This window comes from Psychromonas saccharinae, from assembly GCF_051201515.1.
Taxonomy (GTDB): Bacteria; Pseudomonadota; Gammaproteobacteria; order Enterobacterales; family Psychromonadaceae; genus Psychromonas.
This window is the reverse complement of the sequence record NZ_CP195153.1, coordinates 3,027,683-3,047,346: the sequence shown is the minus strand read 5'-3', so window position 1 is coordinate 3,047,346 and position 19,664 is coordinate 3,027,683. Positions and strand designations below refer to the sequence as shown.

Below are 19,664 nucleotides of genomic sequence, written 5' to 3'. Positions count from 1 at the left end.
TAACCATTAGGAGAAAAAATGACGCGCTTTGATAAATCGATCGATAAAACATTAATGTCAGACGGGCGGAGCAATTTGCAAAGGCGATTCTATGACATTCGTAATAATAAGATTTTCGAATTGTTTGTGATCACTATTATTATTTTTTCAGCGTTAATGATTGGGGCAAATAGTTATCAAGTATCACCAACAACGTTACAGATTTTTACATTTTTAGATGGGATTATTACAACTATTTTTTTAGTTGAAATTGTTATCCGATTTATTGGTGAACCTAATAAAAAACGGTTTTTTCATAATGCCTGGAATTTATTCGATACTTTTATTGTGTTAGTGAGTCTTATACCTATTGATGACAGTGAAATGGCGGTACTTGGGCGATTAGTGCGGATTTTCCGAGTCCTTCGAATGGTCTCGATTGTGCCTGAATTACGTATTTTGATTAATTCGTTAATCAAAGCCTTGCCACAGCTCGGCTACGTAATGTTATTAATGTTTATAATTTTCTATATTTATGCCGCTATCGGAAGTACTTTTTTTGCTGAAATAAATGCGGATTTGTGGGGCAATATTACGATCAGTCTGTTAACGTTATTTAGGGTGATGACCTTCGAAGACTGGACTGATGTGATGTACGAAACCATGACGGTATATCCATTATCATGGATTTTTTACCTGACATTTATTTTCTTCACTGCCTTTGCTTTTTTGAATATGGTCATTGGTATTGTGGTTAATGTACTTGAACAAGAGCGTCAAATTGAAGCCGATTTACTTAATGAGCATGATCAGCAGCCGACAATGAAAGAGTTACAACGGGAGTTAAGTGAAATAAAGGCGTTACTAAAAGCACAAAATAAACCCCACTAAGTCTATTTAAGGGGGGGGGGATCTTTCGAGTTCGAATTTTGTTTAATTTAAAATGTGTTTGAACAAGGCATGTGGCGTGATGCATGGTTATGCCCTGTAAACGCTGCAAAACCGAGTGCAGGGCACCTTTATCTGCAAAAGTGAAGATGAAAGATCAAACCTTTAACGCTTTATTTGTGAGTGTGCTTTTAAATTTTCCTATCTTATTTTCAATTCATTTCAAATTTCTTCTTGACCTTGGATTTAACTCTAAGGTTATACTTATCCTAGTGCATTTAGTTTTGCTTTTCTTTAGTTGTTAGCGTGGCTAGTTAATTACTTTTTATTAAATAAGGTTTCAATATGTATCGTATTGGCGAACTCGCAAAAAATTATGGGTTAAAAACCGATACATTACGGTTTTATGATAAACATGGATTATTGAAGCCTTCATCGCGAAGTGAAGCTGGTTACCGTATGTATACAGAGGGTGATGCTGAGTGTTTAGGTTTTATTTTAAGGGCCAAGGCTATTGGGTTTTCATTAACAGATATTGGTGAATTGCTTTCTATTGAATTGGATAAATCAAGTTGGGCCTGCTCAGATGTTAAAGAAGTGGTGGATCTTAAGCTGAATGATATAGAGGCGAAAATTAAAGAATTGACGCATTTTCAAGTGTCGTTAAAGAAATTGTCCGATGCCTGTTGCGGAGGGCAATTTAGTGCTGAAAATTGTTCCATTTTAGATGCATTAGAATCCAGTTCAGAGACGATTGAATGTCAACCTGAAACGGATCATTGTCATCCATCTACCCCTATTGATACGCATCAATGTAAGGAATAAATTATGTTAGTTAGCAATTTTGTTGGTCTATTTCTTGAGTCTGCTTTTTGGTTGTTATTGGGGCTATTCTTAGCGGGTATGCTGAAAATGTTTGTGCCTATGTCATGGATGAATAAGCAACTCGGTGGTCATGGCTTTAAAAGTACCGTTAAGGCCGCTGTTCTCGGTGCGCCACTTCCATTATGTTCCTGTGGCGTTATTCCAGCAGCGGTAGGGTTACGTCGTGCAGGCGCATCTAAAGCAGCGACAACTTCTTTTTTAATATCCACGCCTGAAACAGGGATCGATTCTGTTACTATTTCTTATGTTTTACTTGGGCCTTTTATGGCGATAGTCAGACCGATTGCTGCGATTGTAAGTGCTATTACAGCGGGGTTATTGGTTGGTAAAGATGAAGATCATCTGGACAAGCAATCTATGTCTGCTGACCTGCCTAAAAAAGCTAATAGTCTTGAGGATAGACAGAATAATGTAAGTGGTAAAGATAATTCAACTAAGTTTGTTTTTGCCGGCACGCAACCGTTAATAAATGGTAATCGGTATAGTGAAGATAATCGATCAACAAAATTTGTTTTTAATGGTAATAAAGCTTCATCTTCGGCGAGTTGTTGCGGTACAACGGAAAAATTAAGTTCATGCTGTAACGATGAGGTACCAGCCGTGGCTGTAAAAAGTAGTTGTTGTAACACCGAGGAAAACACAGCCTCTTGTTGTTCAAATAATGAAAAAGCTGAAAGTCAATGTAGTGAAGGAGCATCAAGTTGTTGTGCCTCTACAGAGGATATGGCGGAAAACTTAAAGGAAACATCGGTATTAAGTCGAATGGCTAAAGGGATACATTTTGCTGCAACGGATTTAGTGCGTGACACTGCTATTTGGTTGCTGGTAGGGCTATTTTTTGCCGCGATTGTCCAAACTTATATCCCTACCGATTTCATGGCAAAATGGGGCGATGGTTTGCTTGCTATGTTAGTGATGGTGATCATCTCTGTACCTATGTATATTTGTGCAACGGCTTCGACTCCAATTGCTGCCGGTTTATTATTAGCCGGCGTGTCTCCCGGCGCTGTGTTAGTTTTTATGCTTGCCGGACCTGCAACGAATGTCGCAACATTAGGTGTCGTTGGGAAAGAGTTGGGTAGACGTGCATTATGGAGTTACCTAGCTGGCGTATTAGGTGTTGCATTATTATCTGGTGCTATTGTTAATTATTTAGTAGATTCTTGGGGATTTGAAGTTATGCCTCAGGTTGGTGAGCACCATGATCTCTTACCTGAACCCTTAGCTTATATTTCGGGAATTCTATTGGCCATTTTGATGGTGAAAGTCATTATTGAAATGTTACCTATCAAACGTAGCCAAGCTGATAGTTGTTGTTCATAAAATAGAGTCTTTATACCCATGTTACCTCAAGATGCTTGGTCAGGCCCAAATTAGGGGTACAGAGCAAGACGCATCATGTGCATGATTAATTGTTTAATCATGCATTTATTTAGAAGTTGTAATAGCTTTGTTAAATAAATGAGTTGAGAACTTCTCTCAACTTCGTATAATTCCTCCTCAATTTACCACAGCGCTGAATTTACGTTTCAGTTAGCTATGAGGAATATACCATGTCAAACACAGTTGTCTGTGCATTATATCGATTTGTCTCTCTAGACAATTATCAAGCAATACAAGCCCCTTTATTAGCAGTGATGGAATCTAATCATGTTAAAGGAACGTTACTATTAGCCAGTGAGGGTATTAATGGTACCGTTGCTGGAACCCGTGAAGGCGTTGATAATTTAATTCAATGGTTAAAAGCCGATCCACGTTTAGCTAATCTCACCACGAAAGAATCCTTTGATAACGAAAATCCTTTTTATCGTACTAAAGTTAAATTGAAAAAAGAGATTGTTACCATGGGGGTTGAGGGAATTGATCCCACTAAATCCGTCGGAACTTATGTAAAACCAAAGGACTGGAATGCGTTAATTAGTGATCCCGATGTATTGCTGGTGGATACGCGTAATGATTATGAAATTAGTATTGGGACATTTGAAAATGCAGTTGATCCAAAAACAACGAGCTTTCGTGAATTTCCAAAATATGTAAAAGATAATCTTGATCCTGAAAAGCATAAAAAAGTGGCGATGTTCTGTACTGGTGGTATTCGTTGCGAAAAATCTACGGCTTACCTAAAAGAACAAGGCTTCGATGAAGTGTTTCATTTAGAAGGCGGTGTGCTTAAGTATCTTGAAGAAATTCCTGAAGAAGAGACGATGTGGCAGGGGGAATGCTTTGTTTTTGATAATCGTGTTTCAGTGAACCATCAACTCGAGAAAGGGAATTATGATCAATGCCATGGATGCCGTTTACCGATTACCGAAGAAGATAAACAATCGGAGAAGTATATTGAAGGTATTTGTTGTCATCAGTGTTTCGATACTATTACTGAAGATCAAAGACATCGTTTTGAGCAGCGAGAATTACAAATGCGTTTAGCCAAAGAGCGTGGTGAAGCACATATTGGTTCCGATGCATTGACCCAAATTGAACAAAATCGCGCTAAAAAGAAGGCGTTAAAGAATCAACAGCGAAGTAAATAAAATGAAAGCCCTCATTGATATTATTGAGGGCTTTTTTGTATGACTTAACTATTAAATTAGTAGCTAAAAAGTAACAGAATTAATATGAAAGAATTTAGTTATTCTTTTCCTTTATGCCTGTTTAAGCTAATAATTCTTGAAAGTTTGTTGTTAACCATCTACGCTTTTGGCTAAACAATTGACTGTTAAATATACTGTAGAGTGTGGTGAATTAGTGTTATTTTTTCTTAAAATCATTTTTTGTATTGCGAATTGATATGACCAAGCTATCTCTACGTTCTGTTCTTATTTTCCCCTACGTTATTCTTATCGTTTGTTTAGCTATTGCGATTGGATTCCTTTCCTATGGTGCGGGTACCCATGCCGTACAAACGGTATCGAATCATTTACTTGAAGAAACCGTTAGTCGAATTAGTCAGGCGATAGACCGCCATGTAGTTGGCTCGGTTGCTACGTTAGAAGTTGCTTTTCCTGACGGCATGTTGGCGGATTCTGATATTAAGACTAATTTAGACGAAATGCGCTCTCGTTTTTGGACCGCTTCATCCCTTCATTTAGATCCGAATAATTATGTGTATTATGGAAATAAAGCCGGACAGGCATTAGGGTTGTATCGATACTCTATTGATAAAGGCGAATTGCGGGTTAAATTTCAACCTGAAGAGCACCGCAAGTTTTATGACCTTGATGGCATAAATGGTATTCCAATGCTGTCTTCTACCGAAGAAAAGAACTTCGATCCGCGAGTTAGACCTTGGTTTCATGCTGGCTCTAGCAATAATAATGATACTTGGACTTCGGTGTATATCGATTTTAGAACACATGATTTAATTGCGACACGTGCACGACAGGTGTTGGGGTTTGATGGACAGTTTGAAGGGGTTGTCGCGACGGATATGTCGTTAAAATCATTAAATGACTTCGTAAGTAATCTTAATATTTCAGAAAATGGTATTGCTTTTATTATTGAGCCTAATGGCCAACTCATTGCTTCTTCACAGAGTGAAAACATTAAGCATAATGAGGAAGGGGAAAACATAAGAGTTAATGCCAGTCAAAGTGGTAATGCTTTGCTTTCGGATATTTATTCGCAAATGGTGCCTTTAATTTCAGCTAAGGTAGCCAGTTTTACACCCGAAACCTTTAGTTTTACCGATGAGTTACACCGAGAAATACATGTTGCTTATAATAAGTTTGAAGATGGTGCTGGATTAGAATGGATAAATGTCGTTGCGATGCCAAGTTCTGATTTTATGGGGGATATTAAAAATAATATTTTTCAAACTATTTTACTTGGCGTTTTGGCAACGGGACTAGTCGTTATCATTGGTTTTATGGTGTTGCAATGGGTAACTAAAGACTTAAAGATCCTGTCACATGCTGTTAATAATGTGAGTAGTGGATATATCGAAGAGCCTATTAATATCCAAAGAAATGATGAAATAGGCGCTTTAGCAAAGAGTTTCTCAGCGATGCAACGAAGGTTACATACGGATTACTTGACCGGTTTACCTAATCGATATGCCTTCGAACAACATCTTAAAGCAAAAATTAAAAAGTATGATTTAGGGGAAGAAAAAAATCCTTTTGCTATTTTGTTTATTGATTTAAATGATTTTAAAAAGATAAATGATGTTTATGGTCATGACGTTGGAGATCAAGTGTTGATTGAATTTGCTGTCCGGATGTATACCTCTATCCGAGAGCATGATTTAGCGGCTCGATTTGCAGGTGATGAGTTTGTTATTGTGCTTAATGATATTAAGCGTAGTGAAGATTTAGATAATATTATTTCGACGTTAAAACAAACATTATCAGAGCCACTTAATTCTTTTGATATTTCTGTTGTTAGTTTAGGAGGAGCGATTGGTGTTGCTCAATATCCTGATGATGGCAATAATGTTGAGCAGTTACTCGTAGTTGCGGACAGTAATATGTATGCCAATAAAGCTGCGATTAAGAAAGATAATAAAAACTCTTAATTAAATAACCTCAATTCTGGATAAGCTAAACGGCACAGTACTATTATTTATATGATTGATACTTAGCTTTATTTCGCTTCTATTATTTAGAGCTGAGGTTAAATATACAAAACCCTACATTTTATTCCCCAAATAAAAGGGAAGTATTTTTAATGGCTTCTCTTATTCTATCTAGTTCGTCCTTGTCTTAATTCCTCTTTTAAATCATGCAGTGGCATATGCTTAAATTATTTATGCCCATTGTAATCATTAATTAATCTATTTTATTGGTTAACACTGTTGATTTATTTATTAAAATTTCACTAATAGAACAAGTGTTTAGATCAACTTTCGCTTCTTGCGTATTCCGGTGAAGGTGAACACTGATTCCGGTTCAACGTGAACACCTGATCTTTCAGCGTATTGCCCAAGCTCTTTTTTACCCTAAGTGTTCACCATGGGTCAAGTTGTTTAGTTTTTTACGCATTGATTCTCCTCTCAATTTTAAGCGATGTGAGTTGTGCATGATCCGATCTAAAATGGCATCTGCCAGCGTATTGTCTCCTATCATTTCATACCACTGATCTGTCGGTAACTGGCTGATAATGACCGTTGACGAAGAGCCGTGTCGATCATCCATTATTTCCATCAGATCATTACGCTGTGCTGCTTTCAACGGCTCTAATCCCCAATCATCTAATATCAACAGATCTGTCTTTGCTAAGGTTCTTAATAGCTTGCTGTAAGTGCCATCTGCTTTCGATTGCGTTAATTCCAACATCAAACGGGAGATCCGATAATAGCGAGCACTGAAGCCGCTCATACAAGCCGAATGCCCTAACGCACAGGCAAGGTACGTTTTTCCAGTACCGCATGGTCCGGTGAACAACAGGTTTTGCGCTTTTCTTAGCCAGTCACACTGTGCTAATGCGGCAATTTGAGACTGTTGAATTCCACGTGGATGTTGGTAGTCAATATCTCTTAGATTGGCCATAAGTTTGAATTTTGCTGCACGAAGGAGTCGTTGCTGTTTACGGTTGTCCCGCTCTAGCTTTTCCCCCTCAATCAACAGGTGGAGCCGTTCGTTAAAGGAAAGCCCCTCATAGGTACCGGGTTGTTCAGATTGAGTTTGTAATGCCTGTGCCATACCGCTGAGTTTCAGTTGGCGAAGTTGTGATAAAGTCTGGTCGATCATCATAATATTCCTTATTAGTGAAAGCATTTAGGGCCACGAACATTCTCATGATCCTGCGGTAGCGTTATAGTTGCCTCTGTTTTATCAAGCGGTAGTTTGTCTTGATTGCTGGTGAGGATGGCCTTGATATTTTTAAGCTTCACAAGCGACTTCTGATTAGCGATTGCACAGGCTTTATTCAAACGTACTGCTGGGTAGGAGCGCGTTAAATTAAGCAACCCCAAACACACTCGGTATGCCAATTCAGGATGCTCTCGGCTTTCAAGTTGCTCTGATACCCAAAGCAACACCTCCGGCCCAATACCCTTTGCCCAATTTTTAAGGCGGCCAGGCGTCCACTGTTGGTGCTTAGCATGTTTCTTAGGCATATGTCCCGGCTCAGTTGTTGTGCCTGGATAATGTTTTCTAACATGGCTGGCAAGTAGGTGTGTTTTGAAATAGATTTGCACCAGTTTATCGCCGGCATGCAACTCGACGTTTTCACCGACCAGATGGTGTGGTACGGAGTACAGGTGCTGATCATATTGAATGTGGTAATCGATATTGACCTTGGCTATTTTAATATCGACATATTGGTAAGGGTGAGCCGGTAGAGCATTAAGCAAGGGCTTGTCGAGTTGCTCAAACCATTGCAGGCGGTTACCCGGTAACTGCTTAAATGGCTTTAAATTAACTTCCGTTAATAATGAGGCGATACACTGATTAAGCTCTGCTAAGGAGAAGAAGGTGTGGTGGCGTAATCGCGCTAAGATCCAACGTTCAATTATTTGCACACCGACTTCAGCTTTTGACTTATCCTTAGGTTTGTAGGGCCTAGCAGGTACAACCGCGACACCATAATGCTCGGCAAGTTGCTGATAGCAGGGATTTAACTCAGGCTCATAACGGCATGCCTTACTGACACCACTGCGCAGATTATCGGGCACGATCATGACAGGTGTACCACCGATAAACTCGAAGGTACGTACATGACTGGCTAGCCAGTCCGGCAGGCTTTGGCTCCATGTCGCTTCAGCGTAGGTGTAGTTTGATGCACCAACGACGGCAACGAAGATCTGAGCGGATCTTACCTCTCCAGTTGTCGGTGAAACAACCGACATAGTTTGCCCTGCATAATCAACGAATAATTTATCACCCGCTTTATGTGTCTGGCGCATAGAGCGCTTCTGTTTTTTCGCCCAATTTAAATAGCGATCGCAGTACTGAGAATAACTCAAGCAGCGGTTTGGATATTGTTGACAGTACTCCTCCCATAACAGCAGCTTAGTGACTCCCTTTGCTTTGAGTTCTTTATGTACCTCAGGCCAATCTGGTATTTGAAAGCGGCTTGCTTTGCGGGTATCGGCTTTGGGGTAAAACAACTTAGCCAACTCGACATCATTTAACTCAGCCGATAGCGGCCAGGATAGCTTTAATTCTTTTGCTTTTGTAAGTAATTTTTGAATAGCACCAACACTTATTTTGGTACTGGTATTGATTTGGCGGACGCTGAGTTTTGCCTCATAACGCAGCCTTAAAACGTCTCTGATTTTACGCATTGTGATCCTCTTTGCAGCCATACCGGTTTCCTTTAGTAAAAAAAGAACCAATATGTCAGTTAAAGGGTTGAAAAATCAATGCGTTGAAAGGGATTCTGGTTTATGGTGAACAGCGATTCCGGCATGGTGAACACTGATTCCGGAAATTTGGATAAAAGTGTTCACGTTGAAACCGGAATCTATGTTCAGATTAAACCAGAATTGGTGTTCACGTTGGGCCAGAATAGCTGTTCACCTTGAGCCGGAATATGCACTTCTAACTAAGGCATTTTATTGAGCAATATTTAGATCATATATTTAGTACAATTGGTCTTTTGAAGATAAGTGAAAATTTATTTTATAGATATAAAAAATGCTTACTTCCCATTAAGAAAAGTAAGCATTTAAAGGTGATTTATTTGAAGATTAGATTACGATTAAAAGCCCAGTGTTTCTAGGGTTTTCAACGTAAGTGCACCTTGATTTAGTTTTTGGTCTTTTTGGTATGCGTTTACAGCAGCTCGTGTTTCAGCGCCATATACACCATCAACACGTGTGATGTTATAGTTTTTATCCTTTAATGCTTGTTGCAATTTAGAAACTACATCTGGTGTTGTGTTTGTTTCACATAAGATTTCTTGCCATCTTAGGTATGGTTCATCTGTTTTAACAGTCGTGTTATAAGTGTCATATACGGCAGGAATCGAAACTTTTCTTTCCGTTGCTGGTGTATCAAGAACACGTGTTTTAACCATTTTACAGATTGCTGGTATTTGAACTTCTTCCGTTGTCGCAGGTGTATCTAAAACAGTTTGGGTTACGTTTGTATAGACTGCAGGTGTTACCATTGCTTTAGTTGTAGCGGGTGTTACTAGCTCTTTTTTAGTAATGGTGTCGTAAACAGCAGGTGTTTTAACTTCTTTTGTTGTTGCTGGGGAAACAAGTACTTTAGTCGCTACTGTTTTGTATACAGCAGGCGTTTTAACTGCTTTAGATGTTGGTGCGTTATCTAAAGCGCGCGTAGTAACTGTTTTATATACAGCAGGCGTTTTAACTTCTTTAGTATAAGCATCTTTATCTAGTACACGTGTGCTAACTGTTTTGTATACAGCAGGTACTTCGATTAAACACATAATGTCGCCAGTCGAGTTATCAATTTTTTCGATTTCTCCACGGCCTTTTTTCCATTCGGTATGTGCAGCTGAAACCAATACTTTTTCAGATACTGTTTTGTAAGTTGCAGGCACCGTAACTAGCGTGATTTTTTCTGGTTCCACCATAATTTGCTCAGATACCGTTTTATACGTAGCTGGCATGGTCACTAATGATGTTTTTTCAGGTTCAACTAATACAGTTTCATTGACTGTTTTATACACGGCCGGCACTTCAACCAATGAGATTTTTTCAGGTTCAACCATGATGGTTTCTGTTACTGTTTTATAGGTAGCAGGAACTGGAACAAGTGTTGTTTTTTCAGGTTCAACCATGACACGTTCAGTAACCGTTTTATAAGTTGCTGGAACGGGGACTAATTTTGTACTCGCTTCCCTAATAGTTACTTTTTTCTCGACTACTTTATAAGTTGCTGGTGTCACAATAATTTGTGATTGTGCTTCTTTAACCAATCTTTCAATTGGGTCTATTCTATATTTAGCAGGTACTAATACTTTTGCATAACATTCACCTGCTTTAGCATTCGGTGGTACCAAGGAATTTCCAACTGCATTTGTGTCACTGATTGCAGCTTCAGGCATAACACCTTGAAGTGCTGATAATGATGCAATTTTGCTATCTTTAGCTTGAAGTTCTTGGTTCAGTTTTTGAATTTCTTGGTCCTTCATGGTTAATGAATCACTAGAATTATCCGTAACTGAACAACCTGTTACAGTTAACATTATTGCCGTTGCAACGATTGTTGTTTTGAAATAATTAGCCATCTTTTTCTCCCTTTGATTAATATATGTTCCATTTTAGCACAAAAATCACTTTTATTTGCTATAATAGAATATAATAATTATGTTTGTTATTAAAGTGTAAAGAAAAAGGAGATTGATTTGAAAACACTTAACCTATTGTTAACATCGTCGGTTCTTGGATTAAGTTTAGTGAGTGGTACTGCATTTGCTGCGGGGGAGGATTGCCCCGAATGCAAAGATTGTATTATGGTCGCTGATTTAAACGTTGAGTTCAAAAATGATTCAACGGTATACATGAATGACAGTGAAAGAAAAGAAGTTGCTGAATTTGCAGATTTCCTTAAAAAAACTGATTTATACGCAGTGATTGAAGGTCATACAAGTAAGTTTGCGACTGCTCCTTACAACTATAAATTATCTTCAGATCGTGCCAATAAAGTAAGAGCTGAATTAATTAAATTAGGTGTGCGTTCTTCGCAAATAAAATCATTGGGTTTCGGCGAAAGCTCACCGCTTTATGATAATAATACCGATGAAGGTGCACAGAAAAACCGTCGTGTTATTGCCGAAGTATTTAATACTGCAGACGAATTATCTCAATATATTTCATCTGAATCTAAACGAATTCAAAATATCAAATTTAAAGAACAATAATTATTTCGACTTTCAATTAAATGAGCGTTGAAATGTTATATCTTTAAATAAACCTCAATTTCTTAAGATCTATAAATCATATTTTTAAGAAATTTGAGGTTTTTGTCTTTCCATTTACTAAACAAAAAATGGTTTCTTTAACTGCCTACATTTATGACTCGGTTCTATCTCCATTAGCGATACCCATTAAATTGTTAAATTTATTCTTCTTACTGACTTCTATTTTTAAATCTTAAATAATTATAGATTTTGGGGGAAAATTATTCTATCCAACCAAATTCAAAATTGTGCTATTATCCAAGGTCATTTTTAGCGGTAAGTTTCAGAACAGCAATGGACTAGGGTGCTTTAAACATGATCCCCAAATTAACTCATCAAGAGAATATTAAACAAGATTATTTCGACTTTTTACAGGCATTAGATAATTCTAATTATGCAGGAGAAATTGAAAAAGATTATGCAAGCCGTTTAGCTGTCGCAACGGATAACAGTGTCTATCAATGCTTGCCTCAGGCTGTTTTATTTCCAAAATCAACCCAAGATATTGTTGAAATTTGTAAACTGGCTCATTTAGAACAATTTAGTGATATTCGTTTTTCTCCTCGAGGGGGCGGTACTGGCACAAATGGTCAATCTTTGACTAACGATCTTGTGTTGGATCTTTCTCGTCATATGAACAATATTCTTGAACTTGATGTTGAACAAGGTTGGGTACGGGTACAAACTGGCGTGATTAAAGATCAGTTAAATGAATACTTACGTCCATACGGTTTATTCTTTTCCCCTGAATTATCAACTAGTAATCGAGCTACAATTGGTGGCATGATCAGTTGTGATGCATCGGGGCAGGGGTCATTGGTTTACGGTAAAACAAGTGATCATGTACTAGGGCTCACATCAGTGCTTGTTGATGGGCAAGTGTTAGAAAGTAAGCCAATAGTTGGCGATGAATTACAAACACAAATTAGCCGACAAGATAGTGTGGGAAAAGTTTATCGTCAAGTTGTTGAAACATGTTCACTAAAGCAGCAACAGATTGAAGATGGTTTTCCTAAGTTAAATCGATTTTTAACTGGATATGATTTAAAGCATGTTTATGATGCAGAAACGGGGCAAGTGGATTTATCTCGAATTCTTTGTGGTGCAGAAGGATCATTGGCGACCATTACAGAAGCCACATTACATGTACAAAAAATACCGACTTACCGCACCCTATTAAATATTAAATATGATAGTTTTCAATCCGCACTTCAAAATGCTCCTTTCCTAGTAAAAGCGAATGCATTATCCGTTGAAACTGTCGATTCGACAGTCTTAAATTTAGCAAAGAGCGATATTATTTGGCACAGTGTCAAATCGCTAATCAGTGATGTACCTGGTCATGTGGTTGATGGTTTAAATATTGTTGAGTTTTGTGATGAAAATGCTGAATTACAACGGGAAAAAGTCGCTGCATTACAACTGCAACTTGATGCATTGATTAAGAATAAAGAAGCAGGAGTGATTGGTTATCAAATTTGCGATCAATTAGCAGATATTAATAAAATTTATGCAATGCGTAAAAAGTCTGTTGGATTGTTGGGTAAAACATCAGATAGCGCAAAACCGATACCTTTCACTGAAGATACCTGTGTTCCTCCTGAAAATTTAGCCGATTATATTATTGAATTTCGTCAATTGCTTGATGATAAAGGCCTACGTTACGGTATGTTTGGCCATGTTGATACAGGAGTATTGCACGTTCGTCCAGCGCTTGATCTTTGTGATCCTAATCAAGAAGTCTTAATGCGAGAGATTTCAGATAAAGTGGTTGCATTAACGGCAAAATATAAAGGATTAATGTGGGGAGAACATGGTAAAGGTTTCCGAAGTGAATATGGCCCTGAGTTTTTTGGTGAAGAGTTATTTAAAGAGTTACGTAAAATAAAAGCGGCTTTTGATCCTGATAACCGTGTTAATCCAGGCAAAATTTGTACACCGATTAACTCTGAAGCATCTTTAGTGAGTGTAGACGCCGTTAAACGTGGCACCTTTGACCGCCAAATTCCAATCAAAATTCGAGAAAGCTATACGGAAGCAATGGACTGTAATGGTAATGGCCTTTGTTTTAATTACGATACAAAATCGCCCATGTGTCCCTCGGTTAAATTAACCAGCAATAGGATTCATTCGCCTAAAGGGCGTGCAGGATTAATGCGTGAATGGCTGCGTCAACTCGCAAATAAAGAGATTGATGTCTTACAACTTGAAGATGAGTTATATGCAGGTAAAAATGCGAGCTTATTTAAGAAGTTTATTAACACACGGAGTAAACAGAAAGGCGAATATGACTTTTCAAATGAAGTGATGGAAGCTATGCAAGGGTGTTTAGCTTGTAAAGCCTGTGCGAGTCAATGTCCTATTCAGGTAGATGTATCAAGTTTTCGTTCGCGCTTTATGCATATTTATTACGATAGTTATTTGCGTCCAGTTAAAGATTATTTCGTTTCATATGTAGAACAATATGCTCCATTAATGGGTAAAGCACCGCGCTTCTTTAACTTTTTTATGAAACAAAAGTTAACCGCTAGCTTGACTGAAAAGTTTGTTGGCATGGTAGATATCCCATTACTTTCATTTCCTACTTTAAAAGCATCATTGGCTAAAGAAGATATTAGTGAATTTGATTTAGCTAAGCTGCAGGGGTTAACCGAAGAAGAACGTCAATCCTATGTGCTGATTGTACAGGATCCGTTTACCACTTTTTATGATGCAGATGTGGTGCGCGATTTAATGTTATTCGCTAAAAAATTAGGTTTTAAACCGGTATTATTGCCCTTTAAACCGAATGGTAAGCCGCAGCATATTAAAGGTTTTTTAACTGAATTTGCGAAAACGGCACAAGATAGTGCAGACTTCCTAAATCAAATGGCCCAGCTTAACATTCCAATGATTGGCGCTGATCCTGCGATGGTACTGTGTTATCGTGATGAATATAAGCGTGCTTTAGGCGATAAGCGTGGTGATTTTAATGTTCAGTTGGTACAAGAGTGGTTAGTACCACGCCTTACTGGAGATGCTCAGGAGGCGACAGCAAAACAATACTTCTTATTTGGTCATTGTACAGAGAAAACAGCCGAGCCTGCTTCAGGAAGTGACTGGGTAAATATATTCCAACATTTCGGCGCGACATTAACAAATGTTGCCGTTGGGTGTTGTGGTATGGCTGGAACGTACGGTCACGATGCGGGTCATCTTGAGGACTCAAAAAGGATTTATAGTTTAAGTTGGGAAGAAGAAATTGCGAAGCATGAACGATCTAGTTGTCTTGCAACTGGCTACTCCTGCCGTAGCCAAGTAAAACGAATCGAAGGTCAAACATTAAAACATCCAATCCAAGCATTATTAGAGATTTTATAATATGTCTATTTGGAAAAGAGATATTAATTTAAATGCATTAAACGCATTAAGTCAAAATACATTAATTGCTCATTTAGGTATTCAATATACTGAAATTGGTGATGATTTTATAAAGGCTGAAATGCCTGTCGATCAGCGTACTCAACAACCTTTTGGTGTACTTCATGGCGGTGCTTCTGCGGTATTAGCTGAAACAATCGGTAGCTTAGCGGGATACTTGGCTGTCGATGAAGACAAAATATGTGTTGGTGTCGAACTTAATGCAAGTCATTTACGTAGTGTTTCAGAAGGTTGTGTAATAGGAGTAGTAAAAGCAGTTCGTATTGGTCGTACATTACAGGTTTGGCAAATAGATATTACAGATCAAGCTGAGCGGTTAATATGCAGTTCACGTTTGACCGTATCCGTTATTGATAAAACAATTTAACATTAGAGATTAAAGAGAGCGTTATGATTAAAGTAGGTACTTATAATAAGTTACCCATTGTTAAACAGGTAGATTTTGGTCTTTACTTGGATGGTGGTTATGATTTTGGTGAAATTTTATTACCAAAACGTTATATCACCGAAGATATGAAAGTCGGACAGTCAGTTGAAGTTTTCTTATATTACGATTCTGAAGATCGTCTTATTGCAACGACACAAAAAGCGAAAGCTGAAGTTGGTAAATTTTCTTCATTGAAAGTTATCGATACAAACCGAGCAGGGGCTTTTTTAGATTGGGGACTACCTAAAGATTTGTTAGTGCCTTTTAATCAGCAGAAAATACCGATGAAAGAAGGTTATGGTTATGTCGTTTATGTGTATCAAGACGATATCAGTGAACGGTTAGTTGCCTCTTCAAAATTAGATCGCTTTTTAGATAATGAACCCGCTGATTATAAAGTCGGAGAAAAAGTTGATTTATTAATTGCAGATCAAACCGATCTTGGTTTTAAAGCCATTATTAACGATAAACACTGGGGGGTATTATTTACCAGTGAAGTATTTGGTGAAATGGGAATTGGGAAAAAGTGTAAGGGCTACATCAAGCAAATCCGAGAAGATGGAAAGCTTGATGTTGGTTTAACCAAGGTAGGTTATGCAAAGGTTGATGCGTTAGCTGAACGTATTTTGCAAACCTTAAAAACTCATCAAGGTTATTTACAACTGTCTGATAAAAGTTCACCGGATCAAATTGCTAAAATATTAAAAATGAGCAAAGGGAACTTTAAAAAATCAATTGGTCAATTATACCGTAAAAATTTAATTGATATTGAAGAAAAAGGCATTCGTATAAAAGAGTGAGTTTAAATACTTTAATGCTGAGAATGGCTAATCAAGAAGTTGATTAGCCATTTTTTTTGTATTCACTAAATGGACATCATTATTCAGTGTTAAACGGTAATATTTTATTCCTATTACTGAATCGCTTGGCTTGAAACGAACAGGTTTACTATGTTTATTTTGTTCCGAGGCGTGTTTAACAACCTGTTTTACCGATAAAAAAATATAAAATAGTGAAATTGGTTTATAGTATACCCGTTACCATTCAGGATGCAGAAATCAGCAAGACGAGAGGTGAGCAGATTCTAGGCATAAAGGTGAAGATCTAACGGGTTAAATCGAGACTTTATAACAACGAAGATGTTTGCCTTTCGTCTTGCCCTGCGGGTCACTAGCTCGTTTCTTATAAACCATGGCAATACTGCGTTATAACTTTCGATAAGGACTAGCCATTAAAGATGTAAAGTCTTGTTTTTACATCTACCGATAGAGGATTAACGCAGTTAATCGCTCGCAAGGTCATCATGTTACGCCTTGCCTTGATATCCGAGCTAGTGACTGATAAACGTATCTTGATTGGTAACGGGTATATATGACGCTATAATTAAATAAAATTACGATGTTAATGAAAAGATAAAATAGAGTACTTATTCCTATGGCTAATAATGAATTGCTCGTTCAATCTGCGGATTATTTGAAAAAAGCTGTGCCGCTGATGATGAAGTATCAAATTCCCACTACCCCCTTAAATTATGCATTATGGTATCGCTATGTTGCCAATGATATGCCCAAGTTGAATGAGAAACTAGACTCTATTATTGGGCTTCATGACGTTGTTCCTCCGATGCAAGCAGAGTCCTTATACCGTGAATTTGTTGCTGAAAAAGCAGAGTCAAAAACATGGGAATTAAGGCAAAGTGTCGACAAAATGTTATTAGAATTAGATAAAACCTTAACTGATACAACGACCGATACAGATAAATTCCAAGAAGCCTTTGATAAAACCTTTGTAGGTATTCATCGTGTTGAAGAGGATGGATGCTCCTTTGAAGAAGTCATGGGGTTATTGAAAAAGTTGGAAGTTGATTCGAAAGAGATGCAACGGTCGACACAATTTTTTAGCCACAGTTTAGCGTCTGCTAAGGGGGAAATAGCATCGCTTAAAAAACAATTAGAAGAAAGCCAAAAATTAGCATTGTACGATTCATTAACGGGTTTATTAAATCGTCATGCTTTTGATACTGAAATGTCATTATATCTGGATAAAGAACCACAGGGATTATGCTTGATTATGGCGGATATCGATCATTTCAAAAAATTTAATGATCAATGGGGACATTTACTTGGTGACCAAGTTTTAAAAGCAGTTGGGCGTAAGTTAAGCCAAAAAACGAATAATGGTGCAACGGCTTACCGATTTGGCGGCGAAGAATTTGTGATTGTTTTACCTAAAAGCAATTTACGTATTGCACGTCATTACGCTGAAACATTACGCAAAGTTATTGAAAAGTTAGTCTTAAAAGATAAGCGTACGACTAAAATGATCAATAATATCAGTGCTTCCTTTGGTGTCGCTGAGTTTATTGTTGGGGATTCATTATCCAGTTTTATTGCTCGGGCAGACGACTACCTCTACCAAGCAAAACGCTTAGGCCGAAATAGAGTATTACCATTATGAATACAATTATATTAGATAAACAACCTATTTCACCTTCTAAGGTGGTTTGTGTAGGACGCAATTATGTTGAGCATATTAAAGAATTAAACAATGAAATCCCTGATAATGCGGTTATTTTTGTCAAGCCTAATTCGGCTATCTGTGAGCATGCCTTTAGCGGTGTTGATGAGCCGATTCACTACGAATCTGAAATTTCATTTATTATTAAAAATAATCATATAGAAGCGGTTGGATTTGGTTTAGATTTGACTAAACGCGCCTTACAATCAACCCTAAAGGCGAAAAGTTTACCCTGGGAGCGCGCAAAGGGGTTTGATCGCTCTGCCGTTTTTAGTGAATTTGTTCGTTTTTCTGGAAAGTTGGAAGATTTATCATTACAACTGTTTATTAATGATCAACTCACTCAACAGGCTGACTTTGATTTAATGATGTATAAACCACAGCAATTACTTACGGAAGTGTCTACTTTTATGAGTTTCTCCGATGGCGATATTTTGATGACTGGCACACCCAAAGGCGTCGGAGAATTAATTGCCAAAGATTGTTTAGTTGGGCGAATTTATGTTGGTGATAAGCTATTGATAGAACAACAATGGATTGTTAAATAAATTTTATTGGTTTTTACTCTTTTTCCCCTCTCATTTTAGCTCAACACTAGCCATATCTCTCTGATATGCGTAAAATATTACGCATATTTTTGTTATACCAATCTAGGTAAATAAACGCGTTATTCTATATTAGAACATGTGGGATAAATTCGATATTTACCTAGATTGGTATTAATCACTTTTAAAGTAGAGATAATATGTCGCACCTCGATGAAATCGTTGCTACTGCGCAACAAGAGATAGAAAATGCCGCCGATGGCAATGAGTTAGAGCAAATTCGCTTAAAGTACCTCGGTAAAAAAGGTCTGATGACTGAGCAAATGAAAGGCTTAGGAAAATTACCGCCAGCAGAAAAACCTGCGGCAGGGCAGATGATCAATAAAGCTAAACAAGCAATTCAAGCTGTATTAGTAGCACGTAAACAAACAATGGAAGCGGAAGTTTTGAATGCAAAACTTGCTGAAGAAACCATTGATGTTACTTTACCCGGTCGTAGCGGTAAATTGGGTGGTGTTCATCCCGTTACCCGTACGATTGATCGTATTACTGAGTTTTTCGGTGAATTAGGCTTTGAAGTTAAAAATGGTCCTGAAGTTGAAGATGATTATCATAACTTCGATGCACTAAATATTCCTGAACATCATCCAGCACGTGCTGATCATGATACTTTCTATTTTAATCCTAAATTAGTCTTACGTACCCAAACCTCTGGTGTACAAATTCGTACGATGGAAAAAGAAAATCCACCGGTTCGCATTATCTCTCCTGGACGCGTTTATCGTAACGATTACGATCAAACTCATACACCTATGTTTCATCAGGTTGAAGGCTTGATGATTGCTGAAAATGTAAGCTTTACTCAACTTAAAGGGATCCTTCACGATTTCTTACATAACTTCTTTGAGCAAGATTTAGAAGTGCGTTTTCGTCCGTCTTATTTCCCATTTACAGAACCTTCTGCAGAAGTTGATGTAAAAGGTAAAAATGGTTGGTTAGAAGTTTTAGGCTGTGGCATGGTCCATCCCAAAGTATTGCGCTCAATGGGCGTTGATCCTGATAAATATTCAGGCTTTGCATTTGGTATGGGTGTTGAACGTTTAAGCATGCTGCGTTATGGCGTAAATGATTTACGTTCTTTCTTTGAAAACGATCTTCGTTTCCTCAAGCAATTCAAGTAAGGGTTAGAA

The 19,664-nt window shown here is 37.8% G+C and carries 15 protein-coding genes; 12 read left to right on the top strand and 3 right to left on the bottom strand.

Annotation, left to right across the window (positions count from 1 at the left end; all coding sequences use genetic code 11):
* Positions 1-18 precede the first annotated feature (18 nt).
* The 5 genes from ACR30L_RS13525 (at position 19) to ACR30L_RS13505 (ending at position 6,265) form a co-directional block, all read left to right on the top strand.
* Positions 19-870, top strand: a complete 852-nt coding sequence (locus ACR30L_RS13525; protein ID WP_435234774.1) for an ion transporter — start codon at positions 19-21, stop codon at positions 868-870.
* A 342-nt stretch (positions 871-1,212) separates the two neighbouring features.
* Positions 1,213-1,692, top strand: coding sequence for a Zn(2+)-responsive transcriptional regulator (gene zntR / locus ACR30L_RS13520; RefSeq protein ID WP_435234773.1), 480 nt, complete (start codon positions 1,213-1,215; stop codon positions 1,690-1,692).
* Positions 1,693-1,695: 3 nt separating this feature from the next.
* A complete protein-coding gene (locus ACR30L_RS13515) occupies positions 1,696-3,075 on the top strand; it encodes an SO_0444 family Cu/Zn efflux transporter (protein WP_435234772.1) in 1,380 nt (459 codons plus the stop codon).
* A 230-nt stretch (positions 3,076-3,305) separates the two neighbouring features.
* The gene (locus ACR30L_RS13510) at positions 3,306-4,283 is read left to right on the top strand and encodes a rhodanese-related sulfurtransferase (RefSeq protein ID WP_435234771.1); all 978 of its coding nucleotides are present in this window, start codon (positions 3,306-3,308) and stop codon (positions 4,281-4,283) included.
* 257 nt (positions 4,284-4,540) lie between these two features.
* Positions 4,541-6,265 (top strand): sensor domain-containing diguanylate cyclase, encoded by a 1,725-nt coding sequence (locus tag ACR30L_RS13505; RefSeq protein ID WP_435234770.1) that lies wholly within the window; start codon positions 4,541-4,543, stop codon positions 6,263-6,265.
* Positions 6,266-6,683: 418 nt separating this feature from the next.
* On the opposite strand, the gene istB is transcribed toward ACR30L_RS13505, so the two are convergent.
* From istB to ACR30L_RS13490, 3 genes are all read right to left on the bottom strand, one after another.
* A complete protein-coding gene (gene istB / locus ACR30L_RS13500; RefSeq protein WP_435234769.1) occupies positions 6,684-7,442 on the bottom strand; it encodes an IS21-like element helper ATPase IstB in 759 nt (252 codons plus the stop codon).
* 11 nt (positions 7,443-7,453) lie between these two features.
* Entirely contained in the window at positions 7,454-8,998 is a 1,545-nt protein-coding gene (gene istA, locus ACR30L_RS13495) for an IS21 family transposase (protein WP_435234768.1), read from the bottom strand.
* 395 nt (positions 8,999-9,393) lie between these two features.
* Entirely contained in the window at positions 9,394-10,893 is a 1,500-nt protein-coding gene (locus tag ACR30L_RS13490; RefSeq protein ID WP_435234767.1) for a peptidoglycan-binding protein, read from the bottom strand.
* A 117-nt stretch (positions 10,894-11,010) separates the two neighbouring features.
* Here ACR30L_RS13490 and ACR30L_RS13485 point away from each other — a divergent pair, with 117 nt between their 5' ends.
* The 7 genes from ACR30L_RS13485 to pheS all read left to right on the top strand — a co-directional run bounded on the left by ACR30L_RS13485 (position 11,011) and on the right by pheS (position 19,655).
* Complete coding sequence (locus tag ACR30L_RS13485; RefSeq protein WP_435234766.1) at positions 11,011-11,526, top strand: OmpA family protein; 516 nt, start codon at positions 11,011-11,013, stop codon at positions 11,524-11,526.
* Between the two features lie 354 nt (positions 11,527-11,880).
* Entirely contained in the window at positions 11,881-14,925 is a 3,045-nt protein-coding gene (gene ydiJ / locus ACR30L_RS13480) for a D-2-hydroxyglutarate dehydrogenase YdiJ (protein WP_435234765.1), read from the top strand.
* Position 14,926: 1 nt separating this feature from the next.
* Entirely contained in the window at positions 14,927-15,352 is a 426-nt protein-coding gene (locus tag ACR30L_RS13475) for a hotdog fold thioesterase (protein WP_435234764.1), read from the top strand.
* A gap of 23 nt (positions 15,353-15,375) precedes the next feature.
* Entirely contained in the window at positions 15,376-16,212 is an 837-nt protein-coding gene (locus ACR30L_RS13470; RefSeq protein ID WP_435234763.1) for a CvfB family protein, read from the top strand.
* Between the two features lie 634 nt (positions 16,213-16,846).
* On the top strand, positions 16,847-17,869 hold the full coding sequence (locus tag ACR30L_RS13465) for a GGDEF domain-containing protein (RefSeq protein ID WP_435234762.1): 1,023 nt from the start codon (positions 16,847-16,849) through the stop codon (positions 17,867-17,869).
* Entirely contained in the window at positions 17,866-18,477 is a 612-nt protein-coding gene (locus tag ACR30L_RS13460) for a fumarylacetoacetate hydrolase family protein (protein ID WP_435234761.1), read from the top strand. The genes ACR30L_RS13465 and ACR30L_RS13460 overlap by 4 nt, the downstream gene beginning before the upstream one ends.
* 197 nt (positions 18,478-18,674) lie before the next feature.
* A complete protein-coding gene (gene pheS / locus ACR30L_RS13455) occupies positions 18,675-19,655 on the top strand; it encodes a phenylalanine--tRNA ligase subunit alpha (RefSeq protein WP_435234760.1) in 981 nt (326 codons plus the stop codon).
* The last annotated feature ends 9 nt before the right edge of the window (positions 19,656-19,664 follow it).